At 68.6% G+C, this 23,239-nt stretch carries 22 protein-coding genes and 1 pseudogene; 12 read left to right on the forward strand and 11 right to left on the reverse strand.

Annotated features, from left to right (window positions below; genetic code table 11):
• Window positions 1-171: 171 nt before the first annotated feature.
• The 3 genes and pseudogenes from A5702_RS22980 to A5702_RS22990 form a co-directional block, all read right to left on the reverse strand.
• A pseudogene (locus tag A5702_RS22980) lies at window positions 172-906 on the reverse strand (HAMP domain-containing protein); the annotation flags it as partial.
• Between the two features lie 15 nt (window positions 907-921).
• A complete protein-coding gene (gene prrA, locus A5702_RS22985) occupies window positions 922-1,632 on the reverse strand; it encodes a two-component system response regulator PrrA (RefSeq protein WP_156349628.1) in 711 nt (236 codons plus the stop codon).
• Between the two features lie 176 nt (window positions 1,633-1,808).
• Entirely contained in the window at window positions 1,809-2,948 is a 1,140-nt protein-coding gene (locus A5702_RS22990; RefSeq protein WP_068224050.1) for an FAD-dependent oxidoreductase, read from the reverse strand.
• Window positions 2,949-3,051: 103 nt separating this feature from the next.
• Between A5702_RS22990 and A5702_RS22995 the strand changes: the two genes are divergently transcribed.
• Complete coding sequence (locus A5702_RS22995) at window positions 3,052-3,603, forward strand: TetR/AcrR family transcriptional regulator (protein WP_055404144.1); 552 nt, start codon at window positions 3,052-3,054, stop codon at window positions 3,601-3,603.
• 19 nt (window positions 3,604-3,622) lie between these two features.
• On the opposite strand, the gene A5702_RS23000 is transcribed toward A5702_RS22995, so the two are convergent.
• On the reverse strand, window positions 3,623-5,095 hold the full coding sequence (locus tag A5702_RS23000) for a carboxyl transferase domain-containing protein (protein WP_068224052.1): 1,473 nt from the start codon (window positions 5,093-5,095) through the stop codon (window positions 3,623-3,625).
• Between the two features lie 27 nt (window positions 5,096-5,122).
• On the opposite strand from A5702_RS23000, the gene A5702_RS23005 reads away from it, so the two are divergent.
• Genes A5702_RS23005 through A5702_RS23035 form a run of 7 tightly spaced genes read left to right on the forward strand, consistent with a single transcriptional unit; the run spans window position 5,123 to window position 12,149 of the window.
• Window positions 5,123-5,854 (forward strand): enoyl-CoA hydratase, encoded by a 732-nt coding sequence (locus tag A5702_RS23005; RefSeq protein ID WP_055404146.1) that lies wholly within the window; start codon window positions 5,123-5,125, stop codon window positions 5,852-5,854.
• 5 nt (window positions 5,855-5,859) lie between these two features.
• The gene (locus A5702_RS23010) at window positions 5,860-6,969 is read left to right on the forward strand and encodes an MBL fold metallo-hydrolase (RefSeq protein WP_156669724.1); all 1,110 of its coding nucleotides are present in this window, start codon (window positions 5,860-5,862) and stop codon (window positions 6,967-6,969) included.
• Between the two features lie 39 nt (window positions 6,970-7,008).
• The gene (locus tag A5702_RS23015) at window positions 7,009-8,586 is read left to right on the forward strand and encodes a serine hydrolase (protein WP_068224054.1); all 1,578 of its coding nucleotides are present in this window, start codon (window positions 7,009-7,011) and stop codon (window positions 8,584-8,586) included.
• Window positions 8,583-10,955, forward strand: coding sequence for an HAD-IC family P-type ATPase (locus tag A5702_RS23020; protein ID WP_055404148.1), 2,373 nt, complete (start codon window positions 8,583-8,585; stop codon window positions 10,953-10,955). The genes A5702_RS23015 and A5702_RS23020 overlap by 4 nt, the downstream gene beginning before the upstream one ends.
• Before the next feature lie 60 nt (window positions 10,956-11,015).
• Entirely contained in the window at window positions 11,016-11,201 is a 186-nt protein-coding gene (locus A5702_RS23025; protein WP_055404149.1) for an antitoxin, read from the forward strand.
• 4 nt (window positions 11,202-11,205) lie between these two features.
• Window positions 11,206-11,679, forward strand: coding sequence for an SRPBCC family protein (locus A5702_RS23030; RefSeq protein ID WP_055404150.1), 474 nt, complete (start codon window positions 11,206-11,208; stop codon window positions 11,677-11,679).
• Window positions 11,680-11,720: 41 nt separating this feature from the next.
• The gene (locus tag A5702_RS23035) at window positions 11,721-12,149 is read left to right on the forward strand and encodes a hypothetical protein (RefSeq protein ID WP_068224055.1); all 429 of its coding nucleotides are present in this window, start codon (window positions 11,721-11,723) and stop codon (window positions 12,147-12,149) included.
• Here A5702_RS23035 and A5702_RS23040 read toward each other — a convergent pair.
• The 4 genes from A5702_RS23040 to A5702_RS23055 form a co-directional block, all read right to left on the reverse strand.
• Complete coding sequence (locus tag A5702_RS23040; protein ID WP_067904165.1) at window positions 12,146-12,625, reverse strand: VOC family protein; 480 nt, start codon at window positions 12,623-12,625, stop codon at window positions 12,146-12,148. The two genes, A5702_RS23035 and A5702_RS23040, sit on opposite strands and share 4 nt — an antisense overlap.
• The gene (locus tag A5702_RS23045; protein WP_068224059.1) at window positions 12,625-14,139 is read right to left on the reverse strand and encodes a carotenoid oxygenase family protein; all 1,515 of its coding nucleotides are present in this window, start codon (window positions 14,137-14,139) and stop codon (window positions 12,625-12,627) included. Before A5702_RS23045 ends, A5702_RS23040 begins: the two co-directional genes overlap by 1 nt.
• A gap of 1 nt (window position 14,140) precedes the next feature.
• Window positions 14,141-15,367, reverse strand: a complete 1,227-nt coding sequence (locus A5702_RS23050; RefSeq protein WP_055404154.1) for an acetyl-CoA acetyltransferase — start codon at window positions 15,365-15,367, stop codon at window positions 14,141-14,143.
• A gap of 220 nt (window positions 15,368-15,587) precedes the next feature.
• A complete protein-coding gene (locus tag A5702_RS23055) occupies window positions 15,588-16,973 on the reverse strand; it encodes an MFS transporter (protein WP_055404155.1) in 1,386 nt (461 codons plus the stop codon).
• 414 nt (window positions 16,974-17,387) lie between these two features.
• Here A5702_RS23055 and A5702_RS23060 point away from each other — a divergent pair, with 414 nt between their 5' ends.
• From A5702_RS23060 to A5702_RS23065, 3 genes are all read left to right on the forward strand, one after another.
• Window positions 17,388-18,866 carry a DUF4185 domain-containing protein gene (locus tag A5702_RS23060; protein WP_068224061.1) on the forward strand — a complete coding sequence of 493 codons (1,479 nt, stop codon included), beginning with the start codon at window positions 17,388-17,390 and terminating at the stop codon, window positions 18,864-18,866.
• Window positions 18,867-18,950: 84 nt separating this feature from the next.
• Complete coding sequence (locus A5702_RS26535) at window positions 18,951-19,091, forward strand: hypothetical protein (protein WP_156349630.1); 141 nt, start codon at window positions 18,951-18,953, stop codon at window positions 19,089-19,091.
• Between the two features lie 41 nt (window positions 19,092-19,132).
• Complete coding sequence (locus tag A5702_RS23065) at window positions 19,133-19,366, forward strand: hypothetical protein (protein ID WP_055404157.1); 234 nt, start codon at window positions 19,133-19,135, stop codon at window positions 19,364-19,366.
• A gap of 53 nt (window positions 19,367-19,419) precedes the next feature.
• Here A5702_RS23065 and A5702_RS23070 read toward each other — a convergent pair whose 3' ends face one another.
• From A5702_RS23070 to A5702_RS23080, 3 genes are all read right to left on the reverse strand, one after another.
• Window positions 19,420-20,805 (reverse strand): aromatic ring-hydroxylating dioxygenase subunit alpha, encoded by a 1,386-nt coding sequence (locus A5702_RS23070; protein WP_068224063.1) that lies wholly within the window; start codon window positions 20,803-20,805, stop codon window positions 19,420-19,422.
• A gap of 20 nt (window positions 20,806-20,825) precedes the next feature.
• Window positions 20,826-21,737 carry an SDR family NAD(P)-dependent oxidoreductase gene (locus A5702_RS23075; RefSeq protein WP_231965165.1) on the reverse strand — a complete coding sequence of 304 codons (912 nt, stop codon included), beginning with the start codon at window positions 21,735-21,737 and terminating at the stop codon, window positions 20,826-20,828.
• A gap of 75 nt (window positions 21,738-21,812) precedes the next feature.
• Window positions 21,813-22,709 (reverse strand): enoyl-CoA hydratase/isomerase family protein, encoded by an 897-nt coding sequence (locus A5702_RS23080; protein ID WP_068224067.1) that lies wholly within the window; start codon window positions 22,707-22,709, stop codon window positions 21,813-21,815.
• 75 nt (window positions 22,710-22,784) lie between these two features.
• On the opposite strand from A5702_RS23080, the gene A5702_RS23085 reads away from it, so the two are divergent.
• A complete protein-coding gene (locus A5702_RS23085) occupies window positions 22,785-23,213 on the forward strand; it encodes an SRPBCC family protein (RefSeq protein WP_068224070.1) in 429 nt (142 codons plus the stop codon).
• Window positions 23,214-23,239 lie beyond the last annotated feature (26 nt).

Below are 23,239 nucleotides of genomic sequence, written 5' to 3' on the forward strand. Positions count from 1 at the left end.
AGCCATGCGGGGCATGCTGCAGCGAATCTGGAACGAGCAGAACCGCACCAAGGAGGCGCTCGCGTCGGCGCGCGACTTCGCCGCGGTGTCGTCGCACGAGCTGCGCACCCCGCTGACCGCGATGCGCACCAACCTCGAGGTGCTGTCCACCCTGGACATGTCCGACGATCAACGCAAAGAGGTGCTCGGCGACGTCATCCGCACCCAGTCGCGCGCCGACGCGAGCGCCTCCTTGGTGCGGTTCTGCTCGTTCCAGATTCGCTGCAGCATGCCCCGCATGGCTTCGGCTATCTCGACGGCCTCGGTGGCGCCGTGCACTTCCACCCGCGGGGCCTCGTCCCCGGCGTCGATCGATCGGGTCTGCTGCGCGAGCTGTTTGAACGGCCGCACCGCGAAAGCGGCCAGCAGCCAGGCGAACACCGCCGCCGAGACGATGGCGAAGCCACAAATCAACAGCACTCGTCGGTGCAGATTGTTGGTTTCGGCGAGCGTCGCGTCATACGTGGCGCCCACGGCCAGCGATGTGGGCTCCGGCGCGGGTATCTCGACCGTGCGCACGCGGTAGCGCACGCCGTTGACGTAGGCGTCGCCGTAGTCGACGTCCAGCTTGGGCAGCGTCACGTCCGTGTTCGACTTGACCAGGTCGCCGCGGCGGACCGTCATGATCGCGTCGTTGTCGTTGGGGGAGCGAGGAATTTCGTCGAGGCCGCGCGGCAGGAAGGGGATCGCGAAGCCCGCCGCCTCGTCGAGCCGGCGGTCCAGCCGCTCCTTGCGGTCGTTGGTGATGCCCACCCAGACGACGACGCCGACGATGAGCACCGGGATCGCCGCCCCGATGACCGTCGCGACCACCACCCGGGCCCGTAGCGAGGGCGTACGGGTCAGGATCCGGGACAGAAAATTCATGGTCGCTCGACCTGGTTACTGCATGCGCAGCACGAACCCAACTCCGCGGACGGTGTGCAGCAGCCGGGGACCGCCGTTGGCCTCCAGCTTGCGGCGCAGGTAACCGATGAACACGTCGACCACGTTGGTGTCGGCGGCGAAGTCGTAACCCCACACCAGCTCCAGCAGCTGCGCGCGGGACAGCACCGCGGTCTTGTGCTCGGCCAGCACCGCCAGCAGGTCGAACTCCCGCTTGGTCAGGTCGACGTCGACGCCGTTGACCCGGGCGCGCCGGCCTGGAATGTCCACCTCCAGCGGACCGACGGTGATGGTTTCCGACGACGAGGTTGCCGTCGCGCCGCGGCGGCGCAGCAGCGCCTTGACCCGCGCGACGAGCTCGGCCAACACGAACGGCTTGACCAAGTAGTCGTCGGCGCCGGCCTCGAGCCCGGCCACCCGGTCGTCGACCGAGCTGCGGGCGGAGAGCACGCAGACCGGGACGTCGTTGTCCATCGCCCGCAGCGCTGTGACGACGCTGACGCCGTCCAGGACGGGCATGTTGATGTCCAGCACGATCGCGTCCGGCCGGGTCTCGGTGGCGCTGCGCAGGGCTTCCGCGCCGTCGACCGCGGTCGACACCTCGAACCCGGACAGCCGCAGGCCGCGCTCGAGCGAGGCGAGCACATCGGAGTCGTCGTCGACGACCAAGACGCGAGGTGAGATCCCACCGGTGTCCATGCCGCCCATCTTGCCTGATTGTTCGCGGCGGCGGCGCCCAGGATGGGCCGCCGGTGCCCAAAAGGTTACGGTTTCGACGCTGCGCCGCAACTGCCCGCTGGTATCGGCGTGCGGACGAAATGGGGTGCCGGCCTTCGGGATTCGCTCGGATGCGGCGAGTCACGCCGGGCTGATGCGGAGTTGGCTTATCGGGCCGCGAGCCCGCTCAACCGCAGCGCCAGCTGCCGCCGCACCGCGGGAAACCGTGCGGCCAGCCGCATTCCCGCGTTGCGCAGGGGACGCAACGGGCGCGGCAGGGTCGAGACCCGGGTCAGCCGCCCCGTCAGTTTCAGCACACGCTCGGCGCGCTCGCGCTGGGTGGCGCTGTAGGCGTCCAGCGCCGCCTCCGGGCCGCCGCGCAGGACCTCGGCGAGCGCCCCGGCCAGCGCCGACGCGTCGGCGATGCCCAGGTTCATGCCCTGGCCCCCGGCGGGGCTGTGCACGTGGGCCGCGTCGCCGGCCAGCAGCAGCCGGCCGGCCCGGTAGCTGTCGGCGACGCGGTGATGGATGTGGAACCGCGAGCCCCAGACCAGTTCGGTGACCGCCGTTCGCCCCGGCCCGAAGCCCCGGGCATCCAGCAGCGCCTGCACGAACTCGGCCGACGGCCGCTCGGGCGCGTCGGCCGTCGGCGCGACGACGCGGAAGATGTCGCCGGGCAGCGGCGCCAGCACCGTCAGGCCATCCTTGGCGTAGAACAGGATCACCTCGTTGCGCGGCGCCTCGCCGGTCACCCGGACGTCGGCGAGCGTGAATGATTCGGCGAATTCCCCGCCCCGGAAGCCGATTCCGGCTTGCGCGCGCACGGTGCTGTGCATGCCGTCCGCGCCGACGGTATAGCGCGCCCTGATGGTGTCGCCGTCATCGAACGTCGCCGTGACACCGTCGGCGTCCTGGGTGATGCGGCTCAGCGCCTTGGGCCGGACGACGTCGCCGCCGAGTTCGCGGAGCCGCTCGAACAACAGCCGCTCGGTGTCGGCCTGGGACAGCATCAGCGTGTACGGGTGGGCCGAGGGCAGCGCGTCGAAGTCGACGGGCATCAGGATGCGCCGGCCCTGCCGCATGGTGAATCGCGGTGCGATCAGCCCCGCCTTGACCATCCGCCGGGACACGTCGAGCTCTTCGAGCACCTCCAGGGTGCGGGCGTTGACGGCGGCGGCGCGCGACGTGTGGGCGCCGGCCGCCATTTTGTCGACCACGGTCACCCCGATCCCGCGGCGCAGCAGTGCCGCCGCGAGCGTCAGACCGGTCGGACCTGCGCCTACCACCAGGACATCGGTGTCTTGCATGGCCGGCTCCTCTCCTCGTGAGTTGGTCAACGCTTGTTGACATACCTTCATGCTGGCGCGCCGGTGGCGCGATGTCAACAGTTGTTGGCCTACAATCGTTGGCATGAGAAGGTCGTCGGACGAGACGAAGGCGGTAATCCTGGCGGCGGCCCGCGAGCGATTCGGCGCCGTGGGTTTTCAGGGCGCGACCATTCGGGCGATCGCCGCGGACGCCGGGATCGATCCCGCGATGGTCATGCGGTACTACGGCAGCAAGGACAAGCTGTTCGCCGCCGCGGCCGAGTTCGACTTGCGCTTTCCCGACCTGGCCGCGGCCGACCCGGCGCAGGTCGGGCGCTCGCTGGTCCGGCACTTTCTCGAACGCTGGGAGGGTGACGAGGCGCTGGTGATCCTGTTGCGGTCCAGCGCCACCAATGGCGAAGCGGCGCAACGGATGCAGGAGATCTTCGGAAGCCAGATCGAACCGCTGGTGGCGTCCTTCGTGCCGCCGAGCGACATCGGTGTGCGGGCCGGGCTGATCGCGACGCAGATCCTCGGAATGGCCTTGTGCCGCTTCGTATTACGGCTGCCGCCGGTCGTCGGGATGAGCCGGGACGAGATCGTGGAGTGGCTGGGCCCGACGATCCAGCGCTACCTCGGGCTGCCGGAGGGCTGAGTCGCGAGACGTCGGGGCGTCACGGCAGCCCGATGCGGCGGTAGCGCCGCAGTCGGGCGGACAGGCGCTCGTCGCCGGGGAGCGCGCTCAGCCCCCGCAGTTCGGCGGCGATGGCGCGCGAGAGCCGCCGGCAGAACTCGACCGGCTCGTCGGCCGCGTCGGGATACTCGGGCACGACTGCGTCGACGATGCCCGAGGCCAGCAGGTCGGCCGACCGGATGCCTTGCGCCGCAGCGAGTTCCGCGGCGTGGTCGGTGTCACGGAAGACGATCGCGCTCGCGCCTTCCGGCGGCAGCGGCGCCAGCCAGCCGTGCAACGCGCACAGCACCCGATCGGCGGGCACCATCGCCAGCGCCGGCCCGCCGCTGCCCTGCCCGAGCAACACCGACACCGTCGGGGTGTCGAGGGTCACCAGCTCGGCCAGGCACTGGGCGATCTGCCCGGCCAGCCCGCCCTGTTCGGCCTCGGCCGACAGGGCGGGGCCGGCGGTGTCGATCACCAGCACCAGCGGCAGGCGCAGCTCGGCGGCCAGCGCCATGCCGCGCCGGGCCTCGCGCAGCGACGCGGGCCCCACCATCCCGCCCGTCACCCGCTGCTGGCCGAGCACCACCGCGGGCTGGCCGGCGAACCGGGCCAACGCCAACAGCGTCGTCGCCGCCTCGCCCTGTTCCGTGCCCGACAGCAACACCGGGTCGGTGGCGCCGTGGCGCAGCAGCAGCCCCACCCCCGGGCGGTCCGGGCGGCGGGAGGCCACCACCGAGTCCCACGCCGACACGTCGGGGATCGGCTCGGGCGGCGGTGCCGCCGGTAGGGGCTCGGGCGGGTCGGCGATCACCGTCAGCGCGCGGTCCAGCATCCGGCGCAGCTCACCCACCGGGACGACGCCGTCGATCACGCCGTGGCGCTGCAGGTTTTCCGCCGTCTGGACGCCCTCGGGGAAGGGTTCGCCATAGAGCAGCTGGTACACCCGCGGCCCGAGGAACCCGATCAGCGCGCCCGGCTCGGCGACCGTGACGTGCCCCAGCGAACCCCACGACGCGAACACGCCGCCCGTGGTCGGGTTGCGCAGGTAGACCAGGTAGGGCAGGTGGGCGCGCGTGTGCAGGCGGACGGCGGCGGCGATCTTCACCATCTGCAGAAACGCGACCGTGCCCTCCTGCATGCGGGTGCCGCCGGAGCTCGGCGACGCCAGCAGCGGGAGCCCCTCGGCGGTCGCCCGTTGCACCGCGGCGGTGATCCGTTCGGCGGCCGCCACCCCGATCGAGCCGCCGAGAAAGCCGAACTCGCAGACCACGACCGCCACCCGGCGCCCGAAGATCCGGCCCTCGCCGGTCAGCACCGATTCGTCCAGGCCGCTGGCCGCCCGCGCGTCGGCCAGCTCTCGCGCGTACGCCTCGCTGACCGGGATGGCGAGCGGCTCGCTGTCCCAGCGGACGAAAGAGCCCTCATCCAGCACCGCGTCCCGCAGCTGAGCAGCCGTGATACGACTCACGAGACGAGGCTATATAGGGTGGCTGCCATGATCGGTGTTACCCAGGCCGAAGCCGTGCTGACCATTGAGCTGCAGCGGCCCGAACGCCGCAATGCCCTCAACTCCCAGCTGGTGGAGGAGCTGCGGGAGGCCTTCCAGAAGGCGAGCGACGGGACCGTCCGGGCCATCGTGCTGACCGGCCAGGGCACCGCGTTCTGCGCCGGCGCCGACCTGAGTGGCGACGCGTTCGCCGCCGACTATCCCGACCGGCTCATCGAGCTGCACAAGGTGATGGACACGACGCTGATCCCGGTGATCGCCGCCGTCAACGGCCCCGCGATCGGCGCGGGCCTGCAACTGGCCATGCAATGCGATCTGCGGGTCGTCGCGCCGGAAGCGTTCTTCCAATTCCCCACATCGAAATACGGCCTGGCCCTTGACAACTGGAGCATCCGGCGACTGTCATCGCTGGTCGGTCACGGCCGTGCCCGGGCCATGCTGCTGACCGCGGAGAAGCTCACCGCCGACGTTGCGCTGCAGACCGGGATGGCCAACCGCATCGGGACGCTGGCCGACGCCCAGGCCTGGGCCGCCGAGATCGCCGGCCTGGCGCCGTTGGCAATCCAACACGCCAAGCGGGTCCTGAACGACGACGGCGCCATCGAGGAGGCCGCGCCGGAGCACAAGGAGCTCTTCGACCGGGCCTGGGGCAGCCAGGACGTCATCGAAGCCCAGGTCGCGCGCATCGAGAAGCGGCCGCCGAAGTTCCAGGGGGCCTGACGGTCATGCTGCGGGGGGCGCTGCGACTGGCCGCCGGTACGGCGTCGCTGGCGGCCGGTGGTTGGGTGGTGCGGGCGCTGCACGGCGCGCCGGCGGCCCTCGGCGCTCACCCCGCGTCGATCCGGGCGGTGACCGAGTCGTCACCGAACTACCGCGACGGTGTCTTCGTCAATCTCGAGCCCGCCTCCGAGTCCACGATGGACCGCGAGGAACTGCGGCTGGTGCTGTGGGAGTTGATCGCGAACCGCAGCGTGGGCAGGCCGGCGGCGCCGATCCCGTTGGCCGCGCCGGCGATCTTCGACGGTGATCCCGGCCGGCTCGCCGTCAGCTGGTTCGGTCACTCGACGGCGCTGCTGGAGATCGACGGCTACCGGGTGCTCACCGACCCGGTGTGGAGCGACCGATGCTCGCCCTCGGACATCGTCGGGCCGCAGCGGCTGCATCCGCCGCCGGTGCAGCTGGAGGGGCTGCCCGCCGTCGATGCGGTGGTGATCAGCCATGACCACTACGACCACCTGGACATCGATACGGTGGCCGCGCTGGCCCGCACCCAGCGGGCCCCGTTCTTCGTGCCGCTCGGCGTCGGTGCCCACCTGCGCGCGTGGGGCATCCCGGAGCACCGCATCGTCGAGCTCGACTGGCATCAGAGCCAGCAGGTCGACCAGTTGACCATCACTTGCATGCCGGCGCGGCATTTTTCGGGCCGCTTCCTGGACCGCAACACCACGCTGTGGGCGTCGTGGGCCTTCGCCGGGCCGAACCATCGGGCGTATTTCGGCGGGGACACCGGCTACACCAAGAGCTTCGCGCACATCGGCGAAGAGCACGGACCGTTCGACCTGACCCTGCTGCCCATCGGTGCCTACAACTCGGCGTGGCCGGACGTGCACATGAACCCCGAGGAGGCGGTGCGGGCACACCTGGATCTCACCGACGCCGGCCTGCTGGTCCCGATCCACTGGGGCACCTTCCGGCTGGCCCCGCACCCGTGGGCCGAGCCGGTGGAACGCCTGCTCGTCGCCGCGGGAACGGAACAAGTCAATGTGGCCGTCCCCGCCCCCGGGCAACGCGTCGATCCCGCGGCGGTGAAATCGAATCCCTGGTGGCGGCTCTGATTCGGGGGCCCGGCGACCTCCCCAGGCTAAGGTTCGGCCATGACGAAACGCGCGGCCGCGGCCGCCGCCGCGGTGCTGCTCGGCTTGACCGGATGCGGGCCCGCGCAGCCGGCATCCAGCCCACCCGCGCTCTCTGACGCGCCGCCCAACGAGGTGTCCGGCCTGGCGATCCCCGCCGGCCGCATCGACGACGCCGTCGCAAAGGTCGACGGCCTGGTCGGCGACCTGATGAAGGCCACCGGCGTCCCCGGGATGGCCGTGGCGATCGTCCACGGCGGGAAAGTGCTATACGCCAAGGGTTTCGGACTCAGAGACGCCAGCAGGGGGCAGGGGCAGGACAACAAGGTGGACGCCGACACCGTCTTCCAGTTGGCCTCGGTCTCCAAATCGGTCGGCGCTACGGTGGTCGCGCACGAAGTCAGCGACCACGTCGTCGCATGGGACACCCCGGTCACGTCCAGGCTGCCGTGGTTCGCGCTGAGCGATCCGTACGTCACCGGCCACGTGACCGTCGGCGACCTGTACTCGCACCGTTCCGGGCTGCCCGATCACGCCGGTGACAAACTCGAAGACCTCGGCTACGACCGTCGCCAGACCCTCGAGCGGCTGAAGTACCTGCCGCTGGCCCCTTTTCGGGCCAGCTACGCCTACACCAACTACGGCGTGACCGCCGCGGCCGAGGCGGTGGCCGCCGCGGCGGGCAAATCGTGGGAGGACCTGTCGGACGAGGTGCTCTACCGCCCGCTGGGAATGACGTCGACCAGTTCGCGCTTCGCCGACTTCGTCGCGCGGCCCGACCGCGCGGTCAACCACATCAAGGTCGCCGACAAGTGGGAGCCCCGATTCCAGCGCGATCCCGACCCCCAGTCGCCGGCCGGGGGCGTGAGTTCGTCGGTGAACGACATGGCCCGTTGGCTGATGATGTTGCTGGGCAACGGAACCTACAACGGACAGCGGGTCGCGTCGGCGGAGGCCTTGCTGCCGGCCATCAGCCCGCAGACGGTGTCGGCGCCCGCGTCGACGCCCAAGGGGCGCTCGGGTTTCTACGGATACGGCTTCAACGCGTCGGTGGACTCCTCGGGGCGCACCGAGTACAGCCATTCCGGCGCTTTCGATTTGGGCGCGGCGACCAACTTCGTGGTGCTGCCCTCCGAAGACCTGGGCATCGTCGCGCTGACGAACGGCGCCCCCTACGGCATCCCCGAAACCCTGACCGCCCAGTTCATGGACCTCGTGCAACACGGCCAGATTCGCGAGGATTGGGCCGCCCTCTACAAGAAGGCGATCGGCTGGCTGAACAATCCGGAGGGTTCGCTGGTGGGCAAGCAGCCACCCGCCAACCCCGGCCCGGCCAAACCGCTGGGCGACTACGTGGGCGTCTACGCCAGCGACTACTGGGGCCCGGCCATCGTCACCGAACGCGACGGCGCCCTGCAACTGGCGATGGGACCGAAGAACCGGACGGTCGCCCTGACGCACTGGGACGGCGACACCTTCACCTTCGGTCTGACCGACGAAAACGCCCCGCCCGGAACGATTTCCAAGGCCGTGTTCGCCGGGAACGCCCTGAACCTGGAGTACTACGACTCGGACAAGTTGGGAACGTTCACCCGATGATCGCCGGCCTGACCGATGCCGAGGTGGCGCAGCGGGTCGCCGAGGGCAAGAGCAACGCGGTCCGCGAACGCGCCACCCGCAGCATCGCGGACATCGTGCGGGCCAACGTCTTCACCCGGATCAACGCGATCCTGGGGGTGTTGCTGCTGATCGTGCTGGCGACGGGTTCGCTGATCAACGGGATGTTCGGCCTGCTCATCGTCGCCAACAGCGTCGTCGGCATGGTCCAGGAAATCCGCGCCAAGCAGACGCTGGACGCCCTGGCGATCGTCGGGCAGGCGAAACCGTTGGTGCGCAGGCAATCCGGGACCAGCACCCGCTCGCCCGCCGAGGTGGTGCTCGACGACATCATCGAGCTCGGCCCGGGCGACCAGATCGTCGTCGACGGCCAGGTCGTCGAGGAGACGAACCTGGAGGTCGACGAGTCGCTGCTGACCGGCGAGGCGGACCCGATCGGCAAGGCCACCGGCGACCCCGTGATGTCGGGCAGCTTCGTCGTCGCCGGAACGGGTGCCTACCGCGCCACGAAGGTCGGGCCGGAGGCGTATGCCGCCAAGCTCGCCGAGGAGGCCAGCAAGTTCACCCTCGTCAAATCCGAACTGCGCAACGGCATCAACCGCATCCTGCAGTTCATCACCTACCTGTTGGTGCCCGCCGGTCTGCTGACGATCTACACCCAGTTGTTCACCACGCACACGGGCTGGCGGCAGTCCGTGCTGCGGACGGTGGGCGCCCTGGTGCCGATGGTGCCCGAAGGCCTGGTCCTACTGACGTCGGTCGCGTTCGCCGTCGGGGTGGTCCGGCTGGGCCAGCGCCGGTGCCTGGTCCAGGAGCTGCCCGCCATCGAGGGGCTGGCCCGGGTCGACGTGGTGTGCGCGGACAAGACCGGCACCCTGACCGAAAACGGCATGCGCGTGGCGGGCGTCGAGGAATTCGAAGCGGCACAGCGCAACCGCGTCGCCGACGCCCTCGCGGCGCTGGCCGCCGCCGACCCGCGCCCGAACGCCAGCATGCAGGCGATCGCCGAGACCTACCAGCGGCCACCCGGCTGGACCGCCACGGCGACAGCGCCGTTCAAGTCGTCCACCAAGTGGAGCGGGGTGTCCTACGCCGAGCACGGCAACTGGGTGATCGGGGCGCCCGACGTGCTGCTCGATCCGGCGTCGGCGGCCGCCGGGCAGGCCGAGCGGATCGGCGCGCAGGGGCTGCGGGTCCTGTTGCTCGGCACCGGCGACGTGCCCGTCGACCACCCGGACGCCCCGGGCAGCGTCACCCCCGCCGCGTTGGTGGTCCTCGAACAACGGGTGCGTCCGGACGCGGCGGAAACACTGGATTATTTTGCCGAGCAAGGGGTTTCGGTCAAGGTGATCTCCGGCGACAACGCGGTGTCGGTCGGTGCCGTCGCCGACAAGCTCGGGCTGCGCGGCGAGACGATGGACGCGCGCAACCTACCGTCGGAGCCCCCGCAACTGGCCGACGCGCTGGACGCCTACACCACCTTCGGCCGGGTGCGACCCGACCAGAAGCGCGCGATCGTGCATGCCCTGCAATCGCACGGGCATACCGTCGCGATGACCGGCGACGGCGTGAACGACGTGCTGGCCCTCAAGGACGCCGACATCGGCGTCGCGATGGGCGCCGGCAGCCCGGCGTCGCGTGCGGTCGCGCAGATCGTGTTGCTGGACAACAGGTTTGCCACCCTGCCGTACGTGGTCGCGGAGGGCAGGCGGGTGATCGGCAACATCGAGCGGGTCGCCAACCTGTTTCTGACCAAGACGGTCTACTCGGTGCTGCTGGCGCTGCTGGTGGGCATCGAATGCCTGTTTTCCAAGGTGATCAAGGCCGATCCCTTGCTCTACCCGTTCCAGCCGATCCACGTCACCATCGCGGCGTGGTTCACCATCGGGATCCCGTCGTTCATCTTGTCGCTCGCCCCCAACAACGAACGCGCCAACCCCGGCTTCGTGCGGCGGGTGCTGAGCTCGGCGCTGCCCTCGGGGCTGATCGTCGGCACCGCGACGTTCGCGTCGTACCTGTTGGCCTACCACGGCCGGCACGCGACGTTCCAGCAACAGGAGCAGGCGTCGACCGCGGCCCTGATCACGCTGCTGATGACCGCGCTGTGGGTGCTCGCGGTGGTGGCCCGCCCCTACCAGTGGTGGCGGGTCGCGTTGGTCATCGGTTCCGGGCTGGCCTACGTGGTGATCTTCAGCATCCCGCTGGCCCGCAAGGCGTTCCTGCTGGACCCCTCGAACATCGCGATGACGTCGACCGCCGTCGGGATCGGTGTGCTGGGCGCCGCCGCCGTGGAGGCGATGTGGTGGATCCGGGCCCGGATGCTGGGCGTACAGCCGCGGTTGTGGCGCTGACCACCGGCGAGCGCGGACCCGAAGGGTTAGTAGGATTTCGGCGGGGAAAGGACGGGGTACATGGGATTCCTGGACAAGGCCAAAGAGCTGCTGTCGCAGAACGCCGACAAGGTCGAGACGGTCATCGACAAGGCCGGCGAATTCGTCGACGACAAGACGCAGGGCAAGTACTCCGACACCATCCACAAAGTGCAAGACGAGGTCAAGAAGGCGGCCGAATCCGCAAAAGGCGACAACGAGAACTGAGCTCATGGCGAAACTCTCCGGATCCATCGACGTCCCGCTGCCCCCCGAGGTGGCCTGGAAGCATGCCTCGGACCTGTCCCGGTACAAGGACTGGCTGACCATTCACCGGGTGTGGCGCAGCAAACTGCCCGACGACATCGACAAGGGCACGGTCGTGGAGTCGATCGTCGAAGTCAAGGGCATGTACAACCGGATCAAGTGGACGGTGGTGCGGTACAAGCCGCCGGAGGGCATGACCCTCAACGGTGACGGCGTCGGTGGCGTCAAGGTCAAGCTGATGGCCAAAGTCCAGCCCGCGCAGGAGGGCTCCATCGTCAGCTTCGACGTGCACCTCGGCGGCCCGGCGCTGTTCGGGCCGATCGGCATGATCGTCGCGGCCGCGCTGCGCGGCGACATCGACGCGTCGCTGCAGAACTTCGTGACGGTGTTCACCAGGCCCGACCCGGGCATGAATGGACACGGCGGCGTTGGCCACTGATCGCCGCGATCGCCGCTCCCCGGTCGGCTAATCTCGCTTACATGACTCTGCGCCCGGGTTGGCTGGTGGCGCTGTTCGCGGTGGTGATCTCGGCCAGCGCGTGGCTGCCCTGGTTGACGACGGCGGTCAACGGCGGGGGCTGGGCCAACGCCATCGGGGGCGCGCACGGCAACCTCGAACTTCCCCGCGGTTTCGGCGCCGGCCAGCTGATCGTCTTGCTGTCCTCGGCGCTGCTGGTGACCGGGGCGATGGTCGGCCGTGGCCTGTCGGTGCGGCTCGCTTCGGTTGGCGCACTTCTGATTTCGCTGCTGATCGTCGCGCTCACGGTGTGGTACTACAAGCTCAACGTCAATCCGCCGGTCTCGGCGCAGTATGGCTTTTACGTGGGCGCGGTGGCGGAGGCCGGGGCGGTGGTGTGCTCGACCGCGGCGGTAGTCGCGGCCCTGGTTTCGGGTCGGTCCGGGCGCTAGTTCGACGGGAACTCGTGCGTGCCCGAGGCGGCGCTGTCGCTTGGCTCGTTGACGCCGAACACGAAGGGCGCGAACACGATTTCGCGGCCATCGGGGTCGCGGTAGGTGACCGCGCCCGTCGCCTCCCAGTACGGGTGCTGCTCGGTGGGTTCCAGGCCGGCCTCCTGCAGCCGCGCGATCGCCGCCTGCTGCGCCTGCCGGTCGGGGAAGTACAGGCACAGCTGTTCGTGATGGTCCACCGCGACGGGTTCGGTGGACTCCACGATCTCCAGCGTCAGGTTCCAGCTGGGCAGGCCGAAGATCGCGCCGTTGCTGCCGTAGCTTTCGCCGAACGTCTCGAACAGCGGCAGCCCCACGAGCTCACGGTAAAACCGCACGGTCTCTTCGAAGTTGGCCGACCGGCGCGCGAAACGGATGCCGCCGATCGAGGCCAGCTGCGCCGGCCAGTGCGTGCGGTGGCGCCGGTGCTCGTCCATCACAGCCCCACCGCGCTCGCCGCCGACTCCGCGGTATCCCAGCGCCGCAGCTGCGCGCCGGGCGCCCACGTCGAATGGGTTCCGCTGGAAATGCGTTCCGGCAGTTGGAGTTTGCACACCGGCCCGTCTTCGAGCCGGGCCGCGTCGAAGATCACGCAGTAGGAGGCGTCGGCGTTCATGTCGGTGGTGAGGGTGACCAGATAACCGTCATCCTCGCCGGTGGCGCCGACGCGTGGCGCCATCGCCGTTTCACTTCCGTAGACCCCGTCGCCGAAGGAGAACGCCTGCTGGCTTCCGGTGCGCAGGTCGTGTTTGACCAAACCGTCGAACAGGAACCAGCCCGGCTTGCCGGTGGCGGCATAGGCGTAGCGGTAGTCGCCGGCGGCGTAATCGGGGTTGATGGTGCCGAATTCGGTGATCGACTCCGACAACCGCTCTTCGCGCACGGCACCGGTGGCGAGGTTGAAACGCCACCGGTGCAGCCGCGACTGCAGGCGGTCCAACGCGAGGAAGCGAAACAGCCTGTCCCACTTCGATCCACCGGTGTCGGCGGGGGAGGGATCGTCCTCGAAGAAACCGTCGAGCACAATCTCGTCGCCCTCCTCGTAGGCGTTGACGAAGTGCAGCACGAACGTCGGGTCCGCCTCGAACCAACGGATCTCGTCGGTGCCGCCGCGGCGAGGCAGGATCGCGAAACGGGACGGGATGTCGGGGTAGAACCGCGGCGCGTGCACGTCCTGCTCGAGCAGCCTGGGGTCCCAGAACAGCGGAAAGTCGTTGAGAATCACGTAGTTTTCGGTGAACGCCATGTCGTGCGGTAGGCGGGGCCCGGGCAGCGGGATGTCGACGTAGTGGACCAGCTCGTTGTTCTGGTCGACGACGCCGTAGCGCATGTACGGGTCCCGCTTGCTGTAGTTGAAGAACAGCAATTCGCCGGTTTTGCCGTCGACCTTCGGGTGCGCGGACACCCCCCAATCGGTCGGGAAGCGCCCGTTCCAGCTCTCCTTGCCCAGGTTCTCGCCGGAGTATGGGTTGACGCGATACAGGTCGCCGCATTGGTAGAAGCTGGTCAGCGCGACGCCCCGGTGCACGATGACGTCGGTGCTCGACGCGTCCTTCATCAAGGTGCGGGCGCCCCAGCCCTCGTCACGCTTGGCCAGTTGCACCGGCTCGGCCAGCCCCGGCCACAGCGGTTCGCCGGCCTCGTTCTCCGCCAGAAACCCGTCCGTGCGGACAAAACGGTTGCGGTAGAAGGCTTTTCCGTCGCGGAAGCCGACCATGTGCAGCATGGCGTCGCCGTCGAACGGGTGATAGGTCTTCAGCGCCGGGTGCAGCGGGTTCTCGGTGTTGCGCAGATAGATGCCGTCCAGGTCGCGCGGGAGTTCGCCCTGCACGGCGGTGAGGTCGTCGGCGTCCCACTCGGTGGTCTGCGGGCGCCAGGGCCCGGTCCGGTACGGGTGGTCGTCGTCCTCGGGCAGCGTGGACAGGAACTTGCCGACGATCTCGACGTCCATGTCAGGCCCCCTCCGCCGCGCTGACAACAAAGCTCACGGTCGTTGCGGTGCTGCCGCCGAAATTGAGGGTGCCGAACGTGTTGGCCCCCTCCACCTGATAGTCGCCGGCCGCACCGCTGACCTGCTTGGCCGCATCGAGCAGCATGCGCACGCCCGAGGCCCCGACCGGGTGGCCGCCGCCGATCAGCCCGCCGCTGGGGTTGATGGGAAGCCGGCCGCCGATCTCGATCTCACCGTTTTCGATGGCCTTCCAGGACTCGCCGGGGCCGGTCAGCCCGATGTGGTCGATGGCCAGGTACTCGCTGGGGGTGAAGCAGTCGTGCACCTCGTACCCGTCGAGGTCCTCGAGGGTCAGCCGCGCGCGCCGCAACGCGTCGTGCGCCGCCGCCCGCACGTGCGGAAGGACGTATGGGTCGTCCGCCGCCCTGTCCAGTTTCTGTCGCAGTCCAAGCCCTACCGTGCGGTGCCCCCAGCCGTCGATGCGGCCGATGGGTCGCGCGTCGGGATGGTCGCGCAGGTAGGCATCGCCGACCAAGACCAATCCCGCTGCCCCGTCGGTCATTTGGCTGCAGTCGTAGCGTCGCAGTCGGCCCTCGGTGACGGGGTTCGTCGCGTCGTCGTCGGTGATGCGGTCGGGGACGGTCCACGCGCGGGTCTGGGCGTTGGGGTTGCGCCGGGCGTTGGCGAAGTTCAGCTGCGCGATGGCCCGCAGGTGCGCGTCGTCCAGGCCGTAGCGCCGGTCGTACTCGTCGGCGACCTCAGCGAACATCGACGGCCACAGGTACCGCGCGCCGGCTCCCTCGTGTCCCGTCCATGCGGCGGCACCCAGGTGTTGGGCGGCGGTGTCACCGGGCACGGTCTTCTCGAGTTCGATCCCCACCACCAGTGCCGTGCCATAGGCGCCCGACCGCAGATCGGCCATCGCCGCCAGCGTCGCGACGCTGCCCGACGCGCACGCCGCCTCGTGCCGGGACGCCGGCGTGTCCCAGAGGTCGGCGCACACCGTGGCCGGCATCGCCCCGAGGTGGCCCTGGCTTGCGAACATCTCGCCGAAGGCGTTCGCTACGTGCACCACCTCGATGTCGGCGGCGTTCACCTTCGCCGAGGCGAGCGTCCCCTCGACGACCTCGGCGGTCAGGGCGGCGAAGTCGCGGCCCTCCTTGGTGAGGTTGCGAGCGAAATCGGTTTGCCAACCGCCCAGGATCCACACGCTTGACGAGCCATCCATACGCCGCACGGTACTCCTGGATCGCCCCGTGGTTCAGGCGTATCCGCGAGCGGTCGAGGGGAAGGGTTCGCCAAAAAGAGGGCGGCCCCGTCGGCTCTCGGGCTGAACCGACGGGACCTAGGCGAACGCGAAGGCCGGCCGACGCGTGCGCCTCTCATGGAACATTGCCCCGTACGGCCGTACACAAACATGCGGACACAACCTCGTTCGGCGCCGGGGTTCAGGCGGCCCCCTCCACGAGTTCGGTGGGCTCCGGGCCCGCCTTCGGGTGGTGGGCGTCGGCGAGGTCGATCGCGGCCAGGTCGACGCCCTTCGTCTCGGCCGCGGCCAGGACGGCCAGCGCGCTGACCGCGGCGGTCGCCGCCAGATACCAGGCGATGGGCACCGCGGATCTGTAGGTCTCGAGCAGGCGAACCGCGATGATCGGCGCCAGCGAGCCCGCCACTATCGATGTCACCTGGTAGCCCAGCGATACCCCCGAATACCGCATCCGGGTCGGGAACATCTCGGCCATCGCCGCCGGCTGGACCGCGTACATGAGCCCATGAAACACGAGTCCAATTACGATCGCGGACAGGATGATCGCGTGGTGTCCGCTGTCCATCATCGGGAAGGCGAAGAAACCCCAGCTGCATGCTGCGAGGGCGCCGACGAAATAGATTGGGCGCCTACCGAATCGGTCGCTGAGGCTGCCGGCGAGCGGAATGACCACAAAGTGCACGGCGTGCGCGGCCAGCAGCCACCACAGGATGGCCTTGGTGTCGGCGTGCACGTGCACCTTGAGATAGGTGATGGAGAAGGTGACCACCAGGTAGTACATGGTGTTTTCGCCCAGCCGCATGCCCATGGCGGTGAAAACGCCGCGTGGGTAACGCTTCACCACCTCGACAACGCCGAACCGGTTGGCAACGAGGGCTTGGGGTTGTTCTTGCGCCTCGTAGAAGATCGGTGCGTCCGTCACTTTGGTGCGGATGTAGTAACCGATCAGAACGACGACCGCGGAAAGCCAGAAGCCGACGCGCCAACCCCAGCTCAGGAACGCCGCGTCGGGCAGCGTCGAGGTGAGCACCAGCAGCACCACGGTCGCCAGCATGTTGCCGCCCGGCACGCCGGCCTGCGGCCAGCTCGCGCAGAAACCGCGGCTGGCCCTGGGGCTGTGCTCGGCGACCAGGAGGACGGCCCCGCCCCATTCGCCGCCGACGGCGAAGCCCTGGACGAAGCGGAGCACCACCAGCAGCGTGGGGGCCCAGTAGCCGATCTGGGCGTAGGTGGGCAGGCAGCCCATGGCGAAGGTGGCGACGCCGACCAGCAGCAGGCTGAGCTGCAGCAGCTTCTTGCGCCCGAGGCGGTCACCGAGCTGGCCGAAGACGATGCCACCGAGCGGACGGGCGGCGAAGCCGACCGCATAGGTCACGAACGCGGCCAGGATCGCGTCGAGTTCGTTGCCGCCGCGCGGGAAGAACACCTTGCTGAAGACCAGGGTGGCCGCGGTCCCGTAGAGGAAGAATTCGTACCATTCCACGACCGTGCCGGCCATGGACGCGGCGACCACCCGGCGAAGATACGCCTGGCCTCCGAACGGCTTGTCCTGCACGGCATCACGCATCGGTCGCCCTCCTTGGCGGGCCGCGAGGCCTACGTCGGCGTTTGCCGAACCCGGCCAACGACGGGAGCGTACTCGGCCCCGGTGCTGACCGCACGGGGTCCCGACGGGCTTCGGGCCTTCGTTGCGGCGCCCGCCTTGCAGCGATAACGCGGGGGACCGGCGCGGGAAACCGGCTCGGCGCCCGCCTTGCAGCGACAACGCGGGGGACCGGCGCAGGAAACCGGCTCGATGCGGGCTGTCTGCGCAAACAAGACTGGAGCAAACCGGCCGACGGCGGGATCGGCCTCGTTGCGACACGGTCACGGAAACGTACCTATCGTCGCATCACTAGTCACAACAGCCGCGCTGATCACTATCGTCACATGAGCCAACTGCGGACGTCAATGCGGTGTACCGCCGCTCGAAAGGTGTTACATGTCGGCGATTCTTCGAAGTGTGTCGCTCTCGATGGCGTCGGCGGCCGCGGTCGGGCTCGTCTACGTGGTCGGCCCGGCGCCGTCGGCGAACGCCACCCCCTGCGGCGCCCCGGAAGCCAACATCGACCCACCGGCCGCGCAGCCCGCGGTGCCCGCACCGCAACCGGTGGTCCAGCCGCCGACCGGCCGCAGGCCGTCCCACACCAATGACCAGGCGCCCCTGCCCAGGCTGGGCCCGCTGATCTCCCAGTTCCTCAAACCGACGACTCCCGGTCGCCAGGTCGCCCCGATGCGGCCGCAGGCCGAGGTCCTGCCACCCGGACCGAACCAGCCCGCCCCCGGTCTGCCGCAGCCGCCGAACGCCGGTCAGCTGCAGCCCAACGCCGCCCCGGTCCCGCCGCCGCAGCCGGCGCCGGCACCGCCGCCCTCCATCGCGGGGGCGCCGACGTCGCTCGTCGACTGGGTGACCGGCCCCGACGGCCCGAACAAGACCCTGCAACGCTTCAGCATCTCGGGTACCGACCTCGGGATCGCTTGGGACAACGGCGATCCCGCGAACCGCCAGGTCCTGATGGCCTTCGGCGACACCTTCGGCTATTGCAAGGTCAAGGGCCAGCAGTGGCGATACAACACCCTGTTCCGCAGCTCGGACCATGACCTATCGCACGGGATCCACATCGCTGACGGCATCCCCAACGACCGCTACTCCGGTTCGCCGGTGTGGGCGACGAGCCTGTCCAAGCAGGTGGTCAACACCATCCACAAGGCGGCGCACGAGACGGGGATCATCCCGACCGCCGGCATCTCGATCGGCCGGACGCAGTACATGAGCTACATGTCCATCCGGCAGTGGGGCCGTGACGGCGAATGGAGCACGAACTACTCGGCGATCGCCAGGTCCAACGACAACGGCCAGAACTGGGGGATCTTCCCCACCTCGATCCGTACGGCCTCCCCGGACGCCATCCCGGGAGCCGGGTACACCCCCGGCAACGAGAACTTCCAGATGGGCGCCTTCATGAAGGGCAACGACGGTTACCTGTATCAGTTCGGCACCCCGTCCGGGCGCGGCGGCGCGGCGTTCCTGTCGCGCGTGCCCCCGGGGCAGCTGCCCGACCTGACCAAGTACCAGTACTGGAACGGTGACAACGGCGGCCATTGGGTGCCTAACAACCCGGGGGCGGCGACGCCGATCTTCCCGGGTCCGGTGGGCGAGATGTCGGCGCAGTACAACAACTATCTGAAGCAGTACCTGGTGCTCTACACCAACGGCGGCAGCAACGACGTGGTGGCGCGGACCGCGCCGACGCCGGAGGGACCGTGGAGCCCCGAGCAGCCACTCGTGTCGTCGTTCTCGATGCCCGGCGGCATCTACGCGCCGATGATTCACCCCTGGTCGTCGGGTCGAGACCTGTACTTCAACCTGTCGTTGTGGTCGGCGTACGACGTGATGCTGATGCACACCGTCTTGCCCTAATCGTGACCGTGTCGCACCCCGAATAGTGGGTAAACCAAGCGCACCCTTGATGAAGCGGGGGCGCAGTGAGAGAGGAGATCGAGGATGATCACCTTCCAGAACCCGGCCGCCTCGACCGCCGGCAAGCCGCGGCGGCCGGACATCGAGGTGCGCATCGAGGGTGTGCACCGCAGGGACGGCGCCGTCCGCTTGGGCATCGTGCTCGACGGGCGGATTGCCACCTAGCCAATCGCGTCGCGACCGCCCCTCGGGGCAAGATGTAACGCGTGAGTTGGGCGAAGCGCGAAGGTAGGGCGCTCGCGGATACGACCCTGACGGGCGACGCGTTGCTCGCCGAGCTGGAAGACTATGTCCGCGCGAACAATCCGCTGTTGACCGACGTCCGGCTCGATCGCGCGACCCCCACCGACGAGTACGACACCGGCGCGCAGCCACCGCGACGTTGGTACGAGGTGACTTATCTGGCCGACGACGGTGAGGGTTACGGGATCAGGCCCTGAGTGCCGCCGGGAGGATGTGAACTTGCGACACCATCTGCAGCTGCCGGCACCGTCTACCTGTCACCGTCGGCACCGAAAATAAACCTGTCGGCGATCGCATGCTCGTTGCGAATGGACATCTCCTGGGCGGTGTTGAGCCAGAGTCCCTCGAACCCGGCCGAGTGCATGCCCGCGTGGATGGCGCCGATGTTCCTCAGGTCCTGTGAGGGCAGCTCGCCCCAGCCGTCGTGGTCCTGCCACCGCTCGAAGACCTGCCACTGCGTCTCGGGCACCTCGCCGGGCGCGAAATGCTCCAGCGAGAACATCTCGAACGTGCACCGATTCGGGTCTTCGGCGTCGGGCAACATGCGGTATCCGAGCAGGCAGGACTTCTCGACCAGGATCACCATGGTCGGAAACACATGCCAGTCGCCGTTCCCCGCGAAGTATTGCTCCATCGACATCCGCGGGAAGTCAACGCCTTCGGCGCGGGCGAGTTCCTCGCACATCTGGTGGTACAGAACAAACGGTGGGATGTCGCCGGGCTCCATCGCGGCCAGCTTTTGCGCGGCCCGGTAGTCTCGCTCGGTGACCAGCGACCCGACCTCGAGGTATTGGTATTTCATCGAATTCGCGAACACCTCGGGTCGCGCCGCCTGCTCCTGGCGACCCTTGTCGCGGCCGGCATGCTCGGGACGCTGCGTGTAGACAAACCGCGAGTGGTTTTTATAGGTGATGGTCGGGGTGTAGGGAGCGTAGACGTATTCCTGCGGCGCTGCGGGCTCCGCAGACGGCCGCGGGCCCTGCGCCGATCGCATCGTCTGCGGATGGGTCCCGGGCGTGTGATAGCCCTCGATGAAAGCGTCGATGACGGTCTTGTAGTTCGCCGGCAGGAATGTGCGCTTGCGCCAGCGGTAGCGCATGTCCTGCAACCGAAATGGCGCCAGCGCGGTCGGCAGCGGGTCCAGCCACTCGAGCAGATCCGGCGGGTCCTCGGCCATGCTCACGAACACCCAGCCACCCCACGTCCCCACCGCGACGGGACGCAGGCCCCACTGCTGGCGGGGGCGCGGTGCGAATTCGTCGCGACATGGGACGAAGGAGGACCGGCCGTCCAATTCATAACGCCAGCCATGGAATTCGCAGCGCAGCTCTTTGTTGGCCGAGCAACCGCTGCCGCGGACGACTTTCATGCCGCGGTGGGCGCAGGTGTTGTGGAATGCCTTGATGCTGCCGTCCTTCTGGCGCACCACGGCGATGGACTGCCGCCCGATCGTGTACTCGTAGAAGCAGCCGGCGTCCGGGACTTCTTCTTCGCGACACGCGGGCTGCCACACCCGGGTGAACAATCGCTCGAGCTCGAGGTTCAGGAATTCCGGGTCGATGTACCGGCTCTTGGGCACGAAAGTCTCACCGCAGGCGAACTTTTGGGGCACGCATTCGGTGGCAAGCTCGGTCATTGTCAGGCTCTTCGGTCGGCTCAGCTGGACGGTGGCTTGTCAAAGATGTTCGGATATAGCACGGCTTCCTTGAACGACGTTTCGATCTCGGCGAAGGCGGTGGGGATATCCCAGGTTCCCGACGCCGACACGATCTCGCGTTCGACGACCGGATTGGACATCAGGCTGATCCGCCCGTTGCCGGCGAAGATCACGCGCCGGTTGAGCCAGTCGGACTGCTCGCTGGCCAGATACACGACCGGCGGCACGCAATTCTTCGGCGAAAGGCGAACGTTCGAGTCCGAGTAGTCCATGCTGCCGCCGCCCTTGATGCCCTGCGTCATCCGGGTGCCCGCGATCGGCGCAACGGCGTTGCAGCGCACCCCGTAGTTGCGCAGCGCGTTGGCGCACGAGAAGGTCAGGCCGACGATGCCCATCTTGGCCGCGGCGTAGTTCGGCTGGCTCGGCGCGCCCTGCAAGCCCGACATGGATGTGAAGGTGATCAGCCGGTACTGCCCGCCCCGGTTCTCCCGCCACCAGGCGGCCGCGTGGCGCGTGACGTTGAACGTTCCCTTGAGGTGCACGGACACCACCGCGTCCCAGTCCTGCTCGCTCATCTTGAAGACCATGCCGTCGCGAAGGATCCCCGCGGCGTTCACCACGACGTCCAGGCCGCCGAGCGTCTCGGCGGCGCGGCCGATGAGATCCGCGCACGCGGCGAAGTCGGTGATGTCGGTGGTATCGGCGAATGCCTTGCCGCCACGGCTCGTTATCGCCGCCGCGACGCTTTCGGCCGGACCGGAGTCGTGTCCGGTCCCGTCCACGCCGACGCCCGCATCGGAGACCAGGACCGTCGCGCCCTCGGCGGCCAAGCCCTCGGCCACCGCGGCGCCGATTCCCCGCCCGGCCCCCGTCACCAACGCGGTCCGTCCGTCCAACACACCCATCGTCATCCAACTCCTCGTGGCCTCGCGTCAAAGACGAGCATACAGAACATCCATACAATATCTGTATAGCTGTTTAGTGGGCTATTCGAATCCCCACTCCGCATAGCGGCGCTCCAGCTCGGCCATCGCCTCCCGGCCGCCGCGGGTACTGCGTTCCTTCATGAAGTTGAACTCGTCGTCGCGCCACACGAGGTTGCTGAACACCGTGTGGCCCATGGGAACCCAGTCTCCGAACTGCGCCATCCCGACGGCGTGCCAGAACGCGATCAGGGCGTGCTTTCCCACCATCAGCCCGTCGGCCGAGTGGTGGGCGATGGCGCGGGCATACCGCAACGCTTCGTCGCGGAGCCGCTCGGCCGGCGTCACCGACGCGGCCACCCCCCAGTCGCGTAGTTCGGTTGCGGTGACCTTGCGGCCGGTGATCATCGCCTCATAGCCGCGGTTGGGCCCCAGCTTGAGCAGCGCGAGCGGCATGGCGGTGGAGAAGCCCGCGAACCCGATCCGCGCCTGGGGGCGGGCGAGGTACATGTCATCGGAGACGAGCAGAATGTCGGCGGCCAGGGCCAGATTCATCCCGGCGCCCAGCGTGGCACCCTGGCAGCCGGCGATCACCGTCTTCGGAAACTCCAGCCAGTTGGTCAAGTGCCGGTGCAGGCGCCGGGCGTTGGCCAGGCGAGCGGTCTGCGGCAGTCGCTCGCCCTTGCGCAGTCCCGCCTCTTCCACCGGGAGCCGGCGCACGTCGTCACCGCTACAGAAGTCCTTGCCCTCGGCCAACAGCAGGACGACCTTGACCTGATCGTCGTCTTCCGCGCGGTCGAGTCGGTCCTTGAAGAGTTGATGCATTCCGGGCGACAGGATGGCGTTGCGCCGGTCGGGCCGGTTGATGGTGATCTGCGCGATGTGCGGTTCAACAACCTCATAGCGGACCCAGTCCTCATCGACCTCGAATTCGCCCTGAGCGGTGGCGTCGGTGCCCATACGCCCTCCTTCGCGATCGACGGTACATAAGTACACTAGTCGATCAACTGTCACATCTGGTGATACCGTCAGCGAATGCCAACATTCACGGTCACCAAGCGGCTCGCCGCGCCACCGGACACGGTTTGGGCCGTTCTCGCCGACTTCGGCAACGTCGACTGGATCCCCGGACCCAGCGACGTCCGGGTCGAGGGCGAAGGGCCCGGCATGCGGCGGTTCATCGCCGCGAGCACCGAGAAGCCGGTCATCGAGACCCTCATCTGGATCAAGCCCGACGAGCGCGCACTGTCGTACGAGATCGCCAACAATCCGATGCCGGTCAGCCGCTTCGTAGCGGTGAACACCGTAAGCGGGAGCGCGGATGCCGCCGGGGAATCAATCGTGGTCTGGGACATCGACTATGAGCCCATCGGTGACGATGCCGCCGCACGCGATGCCATGGAGTCGGTGTACGGCTTGATGGCGGGCTGGGTGCAGGACTTCGCGTTAGCCCGCAAACCCTAATGGAACACTTAGACAGAAACTGTCTA

This window comes from Mycobacterium sp. E3339 (genome assembly GCF_001666915.1).
In the GTDB taxonomy this organism is placed as follows: domain Bacteria; phylum Actinomycetota; class Actinomycetes; order Mycobacteriales; family Mycobacteriaceae; genus Mycobacterium.